This window comes from Pseudobacteriovorax antillogorgiicola (assembly GCF_900177345.1).
GTDB lineage: Bacteria > Bdellovibrionota_B > Oligoflexia > Oligoflexales > Oligoflexaceae > Pseudobacteriovorax > Pseudobacteriovorax antillogorgiicola.
The window spans coordinates 119,411-135,049 of the sequence record NZ_FWZT01000001.1; the positions used below are offsets into that span (position 1 = coordinate 119,411).

At 47.6% G+C, this 15,639-nt stretch carries 15 protein-coding genes and 1 tRNA gene; 4 read left to right on the top strand and 12 right to left on the bottom strand.

The features are described from left to right. Nucleotides 1–108: 108 nt before the first annotated feature. From asnS to B9N89_RS00630, 4 genes are all read right to left on the bottom strand, one after another. The gene (asnS, locus tag B9N89_RS00615; protein WP_234996049.1) at nucleotides 109–1,494 is read right to left on the bottom strand and encodes an asparagine--tRNA ligase; all 1,386 of its coding nucleotides are present in this window, start codon (nucleotides 1,492–1,494) and stop codon (nucleotides 109–111) included. A gap of 31 nt (nucleotides 1,495–1,525) precedes the next feature. After that, the gene (locus B9N89_RS00620; RefSeq protein ID WP_132314741.1) at nucleotides 1,526–2,752 is read right to left on the bottom strand and encodes a glycosyltransferase family 4 protein; all 1,227 of its coding nucleotides are present in this window, start codon (nucleotides 2,750–2,752) and stop codon (nucleotides 1,526–1,528) included. After that, nucleotides 2,749–3,879 carry a glycosyltransferase family 4 protein gene (locus B9N89_RS00625; protein WP_132314740.1) on the bottom strand — a complete coding sequence of 377 codons (1,131 nt, stop codon included), beginning with the start codon at nucleotides 3,877–3,879 and terminating at the stop codon, nucleotides 2,749–2,751. Before B9N89_RS00625 ends, B9N89_RS00620 begins: the two co-directional genes overlap by 4 nt. Before the next feature lie 133 nt (nucleotides 3,880–4,012). Continuing rightward, a complete protein-coding gene (locus B9N89_RS00630) occupies nucleotides 4,013–4,657 on the bottom strand; it encodes a hypothetical protein (protein WP_132314739.1) in 645 nt (214 codons plus the stop codon). A 135-nt stretch (nucleotides 4,658–4,792) separates the two neighbouring features. Here B9N89_RS00630 and B9N89_RS00635 point away from each other — a divergent pair, with 135 nt between their 5' ends. Both B9N89_RS00635 and B9N89_RS00640 read left to right on the top strand, forming a co-directional pair. Further along, a complete protein-coding gene (locus tag B9N89_RS00635; protein ID WP_132314738.1) occupies nucleotides 4,793–5,551 on the top strand; it encodes a glycerophosphodiester phosphodiesterase in 759 nt (252 codons plus the stop codon). Continuing rightward, the gene (locus tag B9N89_RS00640; protein ID WP_159455049.1) at nucleotides 5,551–6,462 is read left to right on the top strand and encodes an alpha/beta fold hydrolase; all 912 of its coding nucleotides are present in this window, start codon (nucleotides 5,551–5,553) and stop codon (nucleotides 6,460–6,462) included. The genes B9N89_RS00635 and B9N89_RS00640 overlap by 1 nt, the downstream gene beginning before the upstream one ends. Here B9N89_RS00640 and B9N89_RS00645 read toward each other — a convergent pair. The 8 genes from B9N89_RS00645 to B9N89_RS00680 all read right to left on the bottom strand — a co-directional run bounded on the left by B9N89_RS00645 (nucleotide 6,437) and on the right by B9N89_RS00680 (nucleotide 13,766). Next, entirely contained in the window at nucleotides 6,437–7,057 is a 621-nt protein-coding gene (locus tag B9N89_RS00645; protein WP_159455050.1) for a class I SAM-dependent methyltransferase, read from the bottom strand. The genes B9N89_RS00640 and B9N89_RS00645 overlap by 26 nt on opposite strands. Beyond that, nucleotides 7,057–8,436, bottom strand: coding sequence for an L-serine ammonia-lyase (locus B9N89_RS00650; RefSeq protein WP_132314735.1), 1,380 nt, complete (start codon nucleotides 8,434–8,436; stop codon nucleotides 7,057–7,059). The genes B9N89_RS00645 and B9N89_RS00650 overlap by 1 nt, the downstream gene beginning before the upstream one ends. A 297-nt stretch (nucleotides 8,437–8,733) precedes the next feature. Next, nucleotides 8,734–8,810, bottom strand: a tRNA-Met gene (locus B9N89_RS00655). 83 nt (nucleotides 8,811–8,893) lie between these two features. Continuing rightward, nucleotides 8,894–9,490 (bottom strand): hypothetical protein, encoded by a 597-nt coding sequence (locus tag B9N89_RS00660; protein ID WP_132314734.1) that lies wholly within the window; start codon nucleotides 9,488–9,490, stop codon nucleotides 8,894–8,896. A 69-nt stretch (nucleotides 9,491–9,559) separates the two neighbouring features. Then, nucleotides 9,560–10,273: an RsmE family RNA methyltransferase gene (locus B9N89_RS00665; protein WP_132314733.1), complete on the bottom strand. Its 714-nt coding sequence runs from the start codon at nucleotides 10,271–10,273 to the stop codon at nucleotides 9,560–9,562. Continuing rightward, nucleotides 10,257–11,192 carry a 50S ribosomal protein L11 methyltransferase gene (gene prmA / locus B9N89_RS00670; RefSeq protein ID WP_159455051.1) on the bottom strand — a complete coding sequence of 312 codons (936 nt, stop codon included), beginning with the start codon at nucleotides 11,190–11,192 and terminating at the stop codon, nucleotides 10,257–10,259. Before prmA ends, B9N89_RS00665 begins: the two co-directional genes overlap by 17 nt. A gap of 62 nt (nucleotides 11,193–11,254) precedes the next feature. Next, nucleotides 11,255–13,153: a hypothetical protein gene (locus tag B9N89_RS00675; RefSeq protein WP_132314731.1), complete on the bottom strand. Its 1,899-nt coding sequence runs from the start codon at nucleotides 13,151–13,153 to the stop codon at nucleotides 11,255–11,257. 64 nt (nucleotides 13,154–13,217) lie between these two features. Then, on the bottom strand, nucleotides 13,218–13,766 hold the full coding sequence (locus B9N89_RS00680; protein WP_132314730.1) for a Smr/MutS family protein: 549 nt from the start codon (nucleotides 13,764–13,766) through the stop codon (nucleotides 13,218–13,220). 83 nt (nucleotides 13,767–13,849) lie between these two features. Here B9N89_RS00680 and B9N89_RS00685 point away from each other — a divergent pair, with 83 nt between their 5' ends. After that, nucleotides 13,850–14,458, top strand: a complete 609-nt coding sequence (locus B9N89_RS00685) for a hypothetical protein (RefSeq protein WP_132314729.1) — start codon at nucleotides 13,850–13,852, stop codon at nucleotides 14,456–14,458. Between the two features lie 20 nt (nucleotides 14,459–14,478). Then, nucleotides 14,479–15,639, top strand: a complete 1,161-nt coding sequence (locus B9N89_RS00690; protein WP_132314728.1) for a YihY/virulence factor BrkB family protein — start codon at nucleotides 14,479–14,481, stop codon at nucleotides 15,637–15,639.

Sequence of the window (15,639 nt, forward strand, 5' to 3'; positions counted from 1 at the left end):
ACATGACAAATTCAACATAGAGGGCCGGACTATATATGATATTTTCGATTATCGTCAACACCTTGTTGGTAATTTATAGTCACGGCGCCATTTTTACTCATTTTATCGTTAGAAATCAATGCTTTGAGGAACTCGCGGAAATGGGATTACATCACGGATATTACCCATGCCCGTTACATACTGAACCAGTCTCTCAAAACCTAGCCCGAATCCAGCGTGAGGACACCCGCCATATTTACGCAACTCTAGATACCAACGCATCTCGTCAACTGGGATGTCGTGTGCCTCCATACGAGCCTTGAGAACATCGTATCGATCTTCCCTCTGTGATCCACCGATGATTTCACCTATCCGAGGTACGAGGACATCCATTGCTGCCACCGTTTTATCGTCACCGTTGAGCTTCATATAGAAGGCTTTGATATCTTTAGGGTAATCCGTCACTATAACTGGCTTCTTAAAGACCTCTTCCGATAGGTACTTTTCATGCTCTGTTTGCAAGTCAATACCCCATTCTACCGGAAACTCAAATTTCGTAGATGCCGACTCCAGTTCCTTGATCGCATCGCTGTACGATATCCGACCAAATGAATGAGCGCCAAGCTCCCGAATTTGCTCAGAACTCATGTTTTTAAAGTGCTTACCAAGGAAACTCAGCTCCTCTTCGCAGCGCTCCGCAATCTGAGTAAACATAAATCTGAGAAACTCTTCCGCTAAAATGGAGTTATCATGCAAATTAGCAAACGCCATCTCAGGCTCAACCATCCAGAACTCCGCCAGATGCCTGGTTGTGTTCGAGTTCTCAGCACGAAAGGTTGGGCCGAATGTATAAATATCTCCAAGCGATAAAGCCAAGGCTTCACCGTTTAGCTGTCCTGAAACAGTAAGGTTCGTCGCCTTACCAAAAAAGTCCTGGGTATAATCTATGTCACCAGACTTTGTTTTGGGGAGGTTTTTCAAATCAAGAGTTGTGACTTGAAACATCTCTCCCGCACCTTCGCAATCGGAAGCTGTAAGGATAGGCGTATGCGCCCATTGAAAGCCTCGGGATTGAAAAAACTCATGAACCATCATAGCTAACTGGTTACGAACCCGATAAACCGCACCAAAGGTGTTCGATCGGCCTCGAATATGAGCGATTTCACGAAGGAATTCCATAGAATGACCCTTCTTTTGAAGCGGGTAGCCATCACCAGACTCACCAACCACTTCAAGCTTATCGACCTGGACTTCCCAAGCCTGTCCCTTGCCTGGCGACTCTTTGAGCACACCATCAATCCGCACTGACGCGCCAGTATTTGCACGACCTAAGTCATCGTAGAAGGGTTTATCGGCATCGATAATGCACTGTATATCAGTTTGACTGGAGCCATCATTAATCACAAGAAAAGCAAAATTCTTTGAAACGCGTTTGGATCGTACCCACCCGCTAATAGTGACCGATTGCCCGTCTTCTCCTTGGGCTAACACCCTACTGATTCTAATTCTAGTCACAATCTACCTCTCTCAACTAATAAAGGGGAGACTAGAGCTGAACTCTAAGCCGATTCAGCCTACTTTGCTCCAGGAACTGCTTTTCTTTGATGACCAAGTCTTTCCATGTATCCAAGGAAAGGTGTGACTCACTATCCTTCCCTGTGAGCCCGCTGTAAACCTCGTAATATACCCCGAGGATATTTCTTGCAACCCTATACCAATTGAACTTACGTACTTGCTCTTGGCCCAGCTGCCTAAGGTTCTCTTGGAGCTGCGGCGAACGGATCACACGAGCCAACGTTGCTGCTATCTGATCAATGTCATATGGACTCACCAATAAAGCTGCATCACCCACCACTTCAGGTAAAGAACTGGTGTTCGACGTCACCACTGGCGAACCGCTCGCCATGGCTTCCAACGGGGGTAAACCAAAACCCTCGTAAAGGCTCGGATACGCCACAACCTTGGCCTTGCGGTAGTACGCTCGTAGCATGTCGTCAGGAACGAAGCCCTTAAATATAATGTCGTTTTTGTAGGACTTTATTTTAAGCTGGGCATCAGCAAATAACGGACTTTCTCCCCCAATCAGCACCAATTTTGTCTTTATATCGGGATTGCGTAAGCGCAGCGTTTCGTAGGCTTTGATCAAACTAGAGATATTCTTGCGCGGCTCCAAGGATCCTACATACAGAATATAATCCCCTTCCTTGATCTTATCCAAGCTAGAGCTTTTTGGCACAATATGAAAGGTGTCATCTACAGCCCAGTAGATCAGCCTGACCTTTTCGGAATCAACATCGCAGAATTGGAGCAGGTCATTGCGGGAGTTATTGCTATTTGTAACCACCACTGTCGACTTCCGCGCCAAGCGAGGGATAATGAAGTTATAGACCCGATGAAATAGATAGCTATACCACTGTGGATTGACCACGAAGCAAAGATCGTGAATATGAACAATCGATGCCCTCTTATAAATCAAAGGCGCCATATTGGCTGGAGAATGAAGAATGTCCACCTTATACTTTTTGGCAAGACGCGGCAGCTCGAACTGCTCCCAAAGATGATTACGAAAGTTTTCACCTTCTTTGATAAATGACGGCACAATTGTCACATTAGGATAGTCCCACTCAGGGTTCTCCAATTGGCTTCTTCCGGTGAAGAGGATGTACTCGTTGCTGCGATCCACTTCAAATAGTGTGCGCACCAAGTTATAAGCGGCTCGCTGAACTCCCGTTCGTTTGGCCACTAGAAACCGCCCGTTGATTCCGATTCTCATACTGTGCTTACCCCTAACCGACTACAAAGCCGCTGTTCCTGGCACTGCTCGTAAACACTCAACGTTTGCTCAGTCATTTTTTCCCAGGAAAAGTTTCTTGCGTGAAGCAAACCTTCGGATCTCAGACGACACCGTAGGTCCTGATCTTTTATACCTAGCTCTAGTGCTTCAGCAATAGCTTTAAAGTCATACGGGTTTGCAAATATGGCGTGCTGACCGACAACTTCGGGAAGGCTGGAGGACCGCGCGACGACAACCGGCGTTCCACAAGATAGCGCTTCGAGGGGAGGCAAGCCGAATCCTTCGTAGGTGGATGGGTAAACAAATAGCTCCGTCATGGAGTAAAAGGCAGGAAGGTGTTGCTCTTCGATAAACTTTGAAAAATAGATAAGATGCTTTTTACCGTAGTTTTCAGCGATGCTGATAAGGCTGCGATCAACAGGACACGCTAAAACCAGAGGCACATCGACATCTGAGTAACAGTACGCCCTAACAAGCTGATGAACATTTTTATGGGGCTTATTGTTGGACACACAGAGGATGAATCGCTCAGGAAGGCCATAAATATCTCGCACATATTGGATATACTGATGATCCTTGATAGGGTGATAGCGTGGTGACACACCATTATAGGTGACAAAAATTTTCTCTGCCGATAGCCCCAAAGTTCTGACGATTTCTTTCTTGCTAAAATTACTGACGGTCAGAATATATTCCGACTTCTGGATACTATTTCGAACAATCACCTGATAATAAAACTGATGAAACAAAGTATAGAATTGCGGCAATACCATATGATTTAGGTCATGTATGGTCATGATCATCTTGCATGGCACAAACATAGGCGCAACAAATGAAGGTGCGTGAAATAGCTCCGCCCGCACGCGGTTCAAAGCAAGAGGGATCTCTTTTTGCTCGCGAAGGCTTATCCACTGAGACTTTAGAGTCAGCAGCCTGATATGTTCCGGCCAAGTCACCTGCTCAAGAGGCGAACCACGGTTGACCAAAACGAAGAAGCGATGGTCGCGACCGATAGTGACAAGCCCCTTGAGTAGCTGATAAACATAGCGTGCAATCCCATGCATGCTACCCGGGCGAATCATTCGCGCATCAATCGCGATTCTCATCCGGAGCTCCCTACTGTTTTAAATTGATAGGCTTTTACAGGCTAGACGAATCCCGATCTTTGTCAACTTGGTTTTGGAGAAACCCTACATAATATCCATAGGGTAGAGAAGCATAAGGGTAAGGATAGTAGTGTTAAAAAGCCATCCCGATCTCGATACCGGGTTCTAAGCTGCTCATCAATCGCCGTTCTAAAGACTCACGATCAGCATCAGGTGTTTCTACAGCGTCATCCACAGGACGATCCGTGAAGGTATTTTCATAGTGCCGAACGCCGATGAAGGCCCCAATAGAAAAAGGAAAGGCACTCGCAACATAGCGGTAGCCAAGCCGAGTATGGGCGGTAGCTCCACCCGCTAGCAAGGAGTGCTTAAACTTGCCGTTTCGGTCAAGAGACACCCCAGTAGGAGAGTACTCATCGGACGGACTGCGCAGCCAATCCGCTTGAACTTGCCGGTAGCCAAGGCCTAGAGTCCAATAACCACCCGACATTTTGGATGCATTCATGTAGGATGCATAGGTCAATGCCAGTTCCTGACCTTCTGTCATAATGCTATCACCATTATACTTCGCTGCTTCTTCCGTAGTATAAAGATCTCCCTCTTGAATCACTGTCAGCTCTAAGCCTAGCGCTCCGCTACCGCTCAGATTGTACTCAATTTTTGCAACGGCTTCGTTGGCAACAGAAACCAGCGGAAGGTGAATGACGAAGTCTTTGTACTCAGCAAAAGCTAGACTTGACCAAAGACCTAGACCCAGTATAAACCACCGCATTGTCATGACAGACCCCTTTTCTAAAAGTCCAATTAGTGATCATTGTACAACTTAGCCATCATGACACCAATCCCTGAACTGTGAATAATATGCAGCGTATTTAGGGTCGTTTTTCCTGGTGAAGCCCTGGTATCGGAACGTATGATGAAGGACGACGTGATCAACACGACCTTGGGAGGATGCGGGATGATTGTGATTGGCCATCGAGGCGCTCCCGATGAAGCCCTAGAGAATTCATGGGACAGCTTTAGAAAAGCAATCGCCGGTGGAGCAGCTCGAATAGAGCTCGATGTTCACTTGGGAAAAGAAGGGCTTTTGCCCATTATCCACGATGAAAACTTGAAGCGGACGACAGGTCACGATATTGAAGTGTCTGTGCTTTCGCCGAAGGATCTCGCTAGAATTAAACTCAGCAATCAGGAAGCACTTCCTCTATTGGAAGACGTTTTGAATCAACTTCTTCCTCAGATTGAGCTCAACATCGAACTCAAGAGCGGCGGCAAAGAGCTAGCTGATGCGGTGGTCACCATCCTTCCACCCCTTGAAGCACGCCCCCGTAAGATTATCATTTCAAGTTTCGACCGAGACTTAATTTATTATCTCAGTCAGCAGCACCCCCAGGAAACCCTTGCCCTACTTTGGGATGAAAGTGACTTATCCTCTGTGGAAGCGGAAATGAAACGCAGCCAATGTAGGATTTTTCACCCCGAAGTTCGGTATGTGAATCAGGAGTTGATGAGTATTTGCCAAGCCAATGAGTGGCTTGTTTTTCCTTATATTTCGATGAAAGACGAAACCGACCCTGAGACTATCTGGACTCAACTTGAAGACTTAGGAGTTGATGGTCTCTGTACCAACTTTCCAAGGGAGATGACGCAATGGTTGCAAGGGAGATCATAATGGGAAGGGAGAAACAGTGGACGTATTCTCAAGTAAAAAGCAAGGATGGAACTGCAATCAGATATGGCCACTGGCGCGGTAAAACCTCAAGCAATCACACACTGGTGTTCTTGAACGGCCGCTCGGAGTGGCTTGAAAAGTACGAGGACATTGCCAAGCTTATTCAAGTGAAACCTGATTGCGATATTCTTTCCTGGGATCATCGTGGCCAAGGAGGCTCTGGGGGACTTAGGTCTCATGTGGATTCTTATGATGAGTTCCTAAGCGACGGACGCACGGTGCTAGAGCACGCACTCGGATCGGACACGACGTATACTATCATGGCTCACTCAATGGGAGGCCTCATCGCTCTATATGGCACCCTCAAAAAGGTATTCCGTCCCCAGCAGTTGATTCTTAGCTCTCCCCTATTGATGCTACCCGATCAACCGATTAAACGATCGATTTATATTCCGGCCTCTAAGGTGGCCTGTAGGTTGACAATGGCCCGTAAATCTCCTGGTGTCGGAGGCCAACACGACATTTATCCCGGCAACTCTCTGACCCGATCCTTTTCAGGATTCCAGAGAGTGCAGGAATCTCCATACCCGATACCTAGCCCTACGTTCGGCTGGGTGAATGCCACAGACGAAGCCATTCGCTTTGTCCATGACCCTAAAAACTTACAAGGCCTGTTATGCCCTGTGTTGATCTTGGGAGGCAGCGCAGAGGCTGTCGTAGATCATCGGGGTTTCAGTCATTGGGTCCACGAGGCATCGAAAGCCAGCGACGAACCAATAAGCTTTTTCAATATTCCAGGTGCTCGGCACGAACTACTCAACGAGATCGGTAGGACCATCACAACCGCTAGGCGCAACATCTTGTATTGGATGAAGCAAGAGGGCTTTAAGAACGAGGTTTTTCAAGATTGAGCGTATAGCTCACAAGGTTATGGATGGTCTCCAAATGCTGAAAACCTAGCGACTCACACTCATGTCGAAGCCGCTTTGATGGAATATAGCAAGGGTCAGGAAGCACTTCTGTGATCGATACCATTCCCCCAGGCCTAAGCTGATCAAAAGCGTCTTGCAAAACCTTCGTATAGGCTGGGATTTCACCGAGCACCGTGACGACCACAATCCGGTCGAATGGTCCCGACGGGAGCCCATCTCTAATCACATCGCGCTGGTGCCAGCTAAGGTTTGGCAGGCTCATTCGTTTGGTTCGACGTTCCAGCTGTCGAATCATTCCGGCCTGAAGATCCACGCCGAGTACCGAGCCTTGCGGTACCGCTTGCGCTACAGGTATTGTTACCCGCCCGGCACCACACCCTACTTCTAGGACTTTCATGTTCGGTTCAAGCCTCAGTCGAGCTAGCAAATCTTTCGGGTGGCAAAAGATAAGCATGTACGGGTTTTCAAGCCACCAGGCCATCCAAGAGGGCCATGGAATATTAAACCAATGGCAAGCCCATCGCCAGATGAAGCACCCTAGCACAATGAGACTGAGAAGGGTCGCAATCTCCATCAACATTCGATCACGTTCACCGCAAGACCGCCTCTTGAGGTTTCCTTGTACTTGGTTTTCATATCAGCACCAGTCGCCTTCATAGTCGCGATAACAGAATCGAGAGACACAAAGTGAGTTCCATCACCCCGCAAGGCCATACGGCTAGCATTGATCGCTTTGATAGCTGCCATTGCATTACGCTCGATACAAGGAATCTGCACGAGGCCACCAATCGGATCACAGGTAAGGCCCAGATTATGCTCCATCCCAATTTCAGCAGCTTGTTCAATCTGCTTAGGCGTCCCCCCCATGACGGCGGCTAGTCCCGCAGCGGCCATAGAGCAAGCAACCCCTACTTCTCCTTGGCAGCCGACTTCGGCACCTGAAATTGACGCATTTTCGGCAAAGAGAATCCCTATTGCTGCCGCTGTAAGCAAAAATATTCGAACGCCCTCTTTGTTGGAGTTGGGAACAAAGTCCTCATAGTAACGTATCACGGCGGGGATTACGCCAGCTGCACCATTGGTTGGAGCTGTAACGACTCGCGAACCACTGGCGTTTTCTTCGTTCACAGCCAAGGCGTAGAGATTGACCCAATCGAGTACCGACAGAGGGTCTCGAAGAGATGATTGCGGCCTCGCCATCATCTCTCCAAACAGCCGATGGGCCCGCCTTGCGACCTTCAAGCCACCAGGTAGAACGCCATCCGTGCGGCAACCTCGATCGATGCAAGCGTTCATCACAGACCAAATGTGATCCAAGCCCTGATGAATCTCCTCCTCAGAGCGCCAAACCAATTCATTTTCCTGCATCAATTGCCAAATTGGTAAACCCTTTTCCTCACACAGGGCCAAAAGTTCTCGCCCGGACTTAAAAGGATGAGGCTGAGGGCTTTGATCTTTCTTAAGGGCATCTTTCTCTGCCGTCTCTTCGTTTACCACGAAGCCGCCACCAATGGAGTAGTACACACGGTTGTGCAAGACTTCAAAGTTCTTGTCATAGGCAATGAAGCGCATTCCATTGGGATGGAGAGGCAACGATTTACGTTTAAAGAAGACAATGTGTTTACGCGGATCGAAGTGAATTTGATGCTCGCCACCTAGAAGGATCGTCTTTGTCTTAGTGATCTGCTTAAGTTTCGGGTCAATGGTATCGGGATCAACTTGATCGGGAGCTTCACCCAAGAGCCCGAGCATCACGGCCTTGTCTGTGCCATGACCAACTCCAGTCAATGCCAATGAGCCGTAAAGTTCAACGCTCACCGCCTGCACCTGCTTGAAAACCTGCCGATCCTTAAGACCCATCAAGAAGCGATTGCCAGCCCGCATGGGTCCGACTGTATGTGAACTTGACGGCCCAATTCCAATTTTAAATAGGTCGAATATACTAATAGCCAACGATATATCCTTCGAGTGTGATGGGGCGTTTTCCGTAGGAGTGACCTTCTAAATCTCGCCCCTAAAAACTTAAGGCTATGATTCGCTGCTTCTTGGAAACTGTTTATATACCAAGACGGCCTACTCTTACGGTCTCAGGATTATCATGACTTGAGATGGGGCAGCAATGGCTTTTGGTTAATCTCGAGGCGCGTTTTTGCATTGGCTAATTGTGATCAACGATGCAGTTTATATTTCTGCCACATTGGAAGTGTGAATGATCTTTATTGGGCTCTAATGTGGGATATAAAATAGATTTGGTAGCGGGGGCAGGATTTGAACCTGCGGCCTTCGGGTTATGAGCCCGACGAGATACCAGACTTCTCCACCCCGCGGTAAGAAGTTCTCTGTGCGAGAGAGCTAGTTTATAAGGGGAGCAGATTTTTTTGTCAACCCGCTTTACAAACTTTTTCTCAATTCACTTTTTGGCATACTTCTCTGCAAGTTGGTTCAGCTTACCAGCTAGGGCATCCAATTGATCACCACCACGCAAGGATAGCTTGTCTGGCTGTTCTCCCTCATTAAGCTGGTCGATAAATTGAAAGATCGGCACGAAGTTGTTCTCGCGTCGCTCCAGGGGAAAGCGCTTGGCAAGCTCGTTAAGCTTTTCTGCAAGTTCTTTAAGCTGATCCGACTCTCTTAAGTTTAAAGGAGTCACACTTCGCCCTTCGAGAAAATCGTCAAGATAGCGGTGAATGGAAACCAACGGCCCATATATCCGGTGCGTATAGCGAACCGAAAGCAGGATCGAGACGACCACAAACAGAACCGTGAGGGTCAAGGCGATAAACATTGGCGGTAGAAACTTATCCAGGACTTGGGAACTTTGGTCGGTCGTAAGCTTGAAGTAGGTGGCAACTGTAGAGTACACGTCCCAGAAGTAAAATCCGAAGACTCCCAATATGACCATCGAGAAACTGAGATTAAGAAGCAAAAACATCAATCCCAGCTTCACCTGACGATGAGGCTCAACAAACCACGAGGAAAACCCTCGCCTACGACCAGACGGCTTCATGGCAATATTCGTCCTTTAAGAGAAGTACTGCCGGTATCTTATCATGAAGCGTTTTGGCCTTCCAGGTCTTTAGATTCCATGCTGGCTATGAGCTATGATGCTTGCGAATGAAATCGCTGCTGTGCGGGCACGAAGTACATAGGGTGCAATACTCACCTCTATGCATTGATGACTTTTCAAAAGCTCTCGCTCGGCCTGATTCAAGCCTCGCTCGCTCCCAAGCACCGCAAGACAGCGATTCCAATTGTCATCCAATCCCTCCACTAAAGGCGGAGCAGAGGCCTCAAGCACCATGCACTTGTCGAATGCTGGAAACCCCTTGACGAGTTGGTCGATAGAATCGTGATAGATAACCTGAGGCAGATAACTTCGTTTGCACTGCTTGATAGCAGTTTTTGCAATTTTCTCCCAGCGCCCCAGAGTCTTCTCTGTCACGCGAGCTTTGTCACCTCCGGATTGCCTAAAAAGATGAATCCCGTCTACACCAAGTTCAATGAGCGATGGCAGGACATCATCAAAATCACCTGGCTTAATAGCCCCCATTGCAATGCTATATTTCTTCTTGGCTCGCTCCTCGTAAAACTCTTCACGAGGCTCGAATCCAACCCGAGTTTTTGATTCAATGGTCGCGACACCGATAGCCCAAAGGCCTTCCCCGTTACAAACTTCAATGGTTTCCTGATCCTGCAATCGCAAAACCTTGAGAAAGTGGTGACACTCATCTGGATCTAAGTGCCACCGACCATCAACTTTATTCCCAATGAACCTAAACAGGTGCGCCATGATCTTTCCTATAAAGCAACGAAACCCAACCGTTTAGCTCTTGCTTACGAACCACGCTCAGTCGATTGCCGACTAGAGGGTCGATCTCGTGCTCTTCTTCTGCGAGTATGCCTGATAATAGAAGGTGCCCACCAGGCTGAACACGAGCAATGAGATCATCTAAAATCCTGCGAATAACCGTGAACAATATATTGGCGATCACAAGGTCATAGGCACCCTCTGATGGCACACTTTCCTGTCTCACCTCAAACGAAACCGCATTCTCACGGGCATTATCACGAGTCGCAATCACAGCATCAGGATCGATATCAGTTGCCAAGACTTGCTTGCAGCCCAATTTCAACAGGGCGATAGCTAGAATGCCAGTGCCTGTCCCCACATCAAGAGCTTGGCTCATGGGATTCTGTGTCCCGTGACGTTCGATCTCTTGTAGGCAAAGCTGGGTCGTTGCATGTTGTCCGGTACCAAAAGCCATTCCTGGCTCGATCATCAACGGCATACGATCTTCGTTTGCCGGAACCGACTCCCAAGGTGGGTAGACAAAAAATCGCTCCGTTGTGAACGGCTTGAAGGAATCTTTCCACCCCTCCATCCACTCCTGGGTGTCCAGCTCTACCAGGTTGATGCTAAGCTCTTCACCAAACTTTTTGCTTAAAAGTACTTCGATTTGTTGAAGGTGGCTTTTATCGTATTTATATATGGAAAGCGGGGCAATCGCTCCACCCAGTTCTTCGTAATAGTCTCGGTCGTCATGATCGTAGTCAAAGTCAAGATCTAGGCCATCAACAACGCCCTCAACAAAGGTGGCCTCTCCGATGCTTATCAAAAACTGTTTAACATCTTCTTTGACGTGAAGCGCTTTCTTGTCTCCCTGATCTTGGAAGGATATTCTAAGTTCGTAGGTTGAATTAGGGTGCACTATTTACCTCCTTTTTAAGGGCTGCTTATAGCGCGGTGACTCCTGAAGGACAATGGGATATGTCATTGATGTATGTAAAAAACAGGGAGAGCTAAAGGACTTAAAGGATTTTCAGTACTTACTTCATATTTTTCGCCCGACCCGAGGGCTAGTAGGCTCCGATTCACCACTTCCAGACTTTTGAAGTCGTTATGTGACTCAAAGTAGACTTGCAGGAACTCAAGCCCATACCGAAAGTCTGGATATTCCCGCATCAATCGTTGAGCTAGCTCTTTAGCGGCTTTTTGGTCGTTGAGAATGATAGCCGCCTTTAGGCGCGAGAACATATACCAACGGCGACCTTCCTTTTGGGGACCTACACCAGGCCAACTCTTAAACAGAAGGTTGATTCGCTGAGCATCTTTGCTGGGCACTAGCCCCATGACCGCTCCGTAGTAGCCTTGCCAGTCGTTGCTTAAGTTGATCATCTTCTGAAACTCATTCACGGCGAAAATCTTGTGATTTTCCTGTTCCGTATAATTCAAATACGCCAAGCCTTTAAGGTAATAGTATTCGGGGTTCTTTAGTGACTTATAACGAACCACATTAAGTTCTGACAAGGCTTGGCCGTATCGATCAAGAGCCAGGTATGCCCGCGCACGCCAAGTATGTAGCCAGTTCCTCCCCATTGTATCCAGCTGATGCTGTTGAACCATGTGAACAATCAGAAAGCTAAAATAGCTGTCCACAGCAGGAGCGAGCCCAACCCGAATTCCTTCATAAGCGAGAATAGCAACCAGCTCGGGGTCCCCCGTATACCGTTGGTACATCCCCCTTCGGCCAAAAAATAGTGCCAAAGCCCGCTTGCTCAACTTAGGCCTCTGCACCGCATAAAGCACATCGATATTTGCGTAATCCTTGCGATCTTCCTTTGGTACCCAGCGACGGTAGTTTTGAAAGACCTCTTTCGCGAAAGCCTGATCTTTGCTGAAATATGCGATTTTTACTCCCTCTAGAAGTGCCATTCGTCGAAGATAGAAACTATCGGTGAGCAAGGCAGAAAACACTTGCTTGATCCTCAATTTAGCAAGGTCAAACCGTTCCATCTTACGAGCGCTGATTGCGCCAGCAATAAGTGTTCTGATATGCGCTTTCTTGCCAAATCGTTGCCCCATCGCCTGGAGCTTCAGGTAACCTTTTTCAGCATCCCGATACCGCACGGTTCGAGCATACACCAGCAACTTACCAATACACGCAGGCGTCCATTTCCACCCGCGACAATTAAGGAATGCTTGATCAGTTGCTTGCCCTAGCTTCCAACGAGCAAGCAGGGTTTCTAAGTAGAGGTGATAACCTTCAATATCCTCGGCTGACCACTTGCTCTTTTCTCGCAGCACAGGTGCTTCATACTCTTGCAAAAGCTCTTGAGACGAAGCAGTCACATTTTGAAATAGATAGCAGGTGGCTAGCCGCTGAGCCCCTTCGGCCGAGAGCCAGCCGCGAACCTTCATACTAAGAGCTTTTTCGATCAGAGCTTCACAATTGAGACCATCAAGGGATAAATCTTGTGGCGCAATCACTGGATTCTTGGGAGTTTCGACTCCTTTCACCGGCAGGTAAGGCTTCACAGCAGGCACCTGTTCTGCAATCAAGGCCATCGAGCGGGCCGCCAGGGTTCGGACCCCATGAGGATCGGCAAAATACCATATAAGCCCCGAGCTAATGAAAGCCAAGACAAGCCAGAGGGAGATGGATTTACCTGAGGCCCGACTTTTGGTCGGATCGCGATACTTGACCTGATCAGAATGGAAAGAAACTTCGGCCGCCAGAGAATGCTTTTTTTTCCCCATTTGCATTGGCTCAGAACTACTTGGGGCGCCAGAAAGATCGAGAGGCTTCTTCGGTGGTGTCGTGAGAGACTCCGATACCGACTGTCCAGTTTGCGGATTGACTATTTGGCCGGGTTTTCGAGAATCCGACATAGAGCCCTCAGGAATTTTCACTATGAGTCATTATCGGCAGACGAGGGCGGATTCTGTAGCTGAATTAGAACTTTATGACAAAATCAAAGTAGCCGCGGATGGGTATGTTGTTGATCCGAGCGGCGGCAGGAGGATCGTCAATGGTTTCAATTTGGTGTCCGTAGCGATCGCGAACATATTGATAGATTTCAGACGCCAAAACAGGGCCGCTAAGACCACTATTCAAACCCTTCCCCGTGATCAATCGCACTCGGTACTTCACATGCTTGGCCCTAATTTGACTCAGCTTTTCGTCTATATATGCCTGAGCCTCAAAAACAGTCATACCGTGAAGGTCAAGACTGACTTCCGCCTTGCGTTTGCTGCGATTTTGCTTTTTTGGCTTTTCAAGCTCGTTATCTTTGATAGGCATCGGATCATTTTCTAAATACGACAAGAATATCTCGGCGGCATCCTCTTCAATATCGAAAAGGCCGCTATGTTTAATTGGCTTCCGATTTGTTTTTCGCTGTTTACCCAAAACCGTATTGACTTTCCAAGGCCTGTAATAAAAACTAGGTATCTCGAACAAATTGTTGTAAACACTCCTGCTGGCACAATGCCAAACCTTCATGCAGTAGTATCTTAATACAGACAAGATTTCCACAGTTTATCCACAAGTGCCTCTTTACCCTAAGTTATGGAGATTAATCGATAATGACAGTATCTGACGAGAATTTGCTGGCCCATGTTGAAAAACTATTAACAGCGAGCAAATCCAAATCATTTCTGGGTCGAGAGTTCCTCACTTGGCTCTGGTATCTGGTGGAAAAAAACGACTCCCCGATGCATGTTCAAAGCCCACGCACAGGCCACAATTACCTAGTTGACATATGGATCGACGATCGCTTGGTCCTGGAGTCCCAAGCAGCAAAAGCCCATGTGCAAACCTTAAAAGGCGGCGACCCGAGTCGTAGCGTTGAAGCTGCTACTGCACTTTTAACGGGGAAATCAGTCAAGGAGATGCGCGTTGGCTTCAACCTTGACTCCATGGGTGATTTCACTTTCAATCTAAACGGCAGCGATTTAGCCCCTCGAACTATCGCACTTCCTGAGCCTCCAGCAGAACTGAGCCAAGAGGAGGGCTTTTCGCAACTGAGCTTCCGACTTAAGGCTAGCCAAGTTTTAGTCGATGTGATCGATGGGCTATTTGCGCTTTTCTTAGACGAAAGAACAGACGAGACTTGGAACGACAAGGGGCTTGGTGAAATCAAGGCCTGGATGAAACAGAGGACGCCAGATTTGAGCAGTAGCTCACTTCACTAAACTGACCTAAGGAGGGACTCATGAGAGAGCAATTCAATGACTTCTCTCATCGAGCGATGGCAGTCGGCCACTCCTTCTACAAAGATATGATTCGGCATGATATTCTCAGACACGCCTACGCAATGTCTTATGTCAGCCTGCTATCGTTGATTCCATCTCTTGCCGCTATATTTGCTGTATTGAGCTTATTCAATCCTCTGCTAAGCCAAGATTCTAATTTCATTCACTATCTTAAAGATTTTGTCTTGGAGCATTTAGCTACGGCGAGTGGCCAGCAAGCTATCGATCACATAGAGGGCTTTATTGCCAACCTGGATCTCAAAAAAATTGGCATATCTGGTCTAGCTGGAACGATGGTCACCTTGATCCTGTTACTCAAACATATCGAAGTCGCACTCAATACTATTTTTCAAGTGCATAAGCCACGGAACCTGATCACCCGTTTCGTAAACTTTTGGACTTTCCTGACCCTAGGTTCATTCAGCCTAGCAATATTTGTTGGCACTCTCTCTAGCTATGCCAGCGATGGAGCCTTAAGCGAGGCTCGTTCTTACTTTAGTATTTTTGCCAACAAGTTCATAATGGTGATCTTATTTAGCCTCATCTACAAGCTGGTCCCCAATTGCTATGTAAGCACGTTGTGGGCCTTCTTAGGAGGTCTCCTCGCAACTGCAGCCCTAAATTTGGCAAGTTCTATTATCCAAAGCTACATTGTGCTATTCACCAACTACGAAGCCATTTACGGGGCGGCACTAGCAGCATTGCCTATCTTTCTACTTTGGCTCTACATCATATGGATCATTATATTGCTCGGAGCATTATTCACCTGGCGCATGCAGAATCGCCGACAATTGGCGCAGGAGCAAGACCAATCGACAATGGTACCAGAATCACCATATTCCGAAGCAAAAGCGAAAACCAAACTTCCCGAGCAAATCTTGGATTCTTGCTACAAAAAGTTTGACGAAGGAAAAGGAGAAGGACTCACAAAGAGCGAACTTGCCTCTGAACTTTGTGTGCCTTTGTATTGGATTGAAGAGTTTGTCGATCTTCTAGCAGACCGCAGCCTCATTATTGTCGACCGATCCACCGGACAAGAACCGAGTATTCACCCCAAGCGCCCAAAAGACAGCTTGGACGAAGTCGCTCTGGATGAACTCCTCAGTGATAGACCTCAGTAA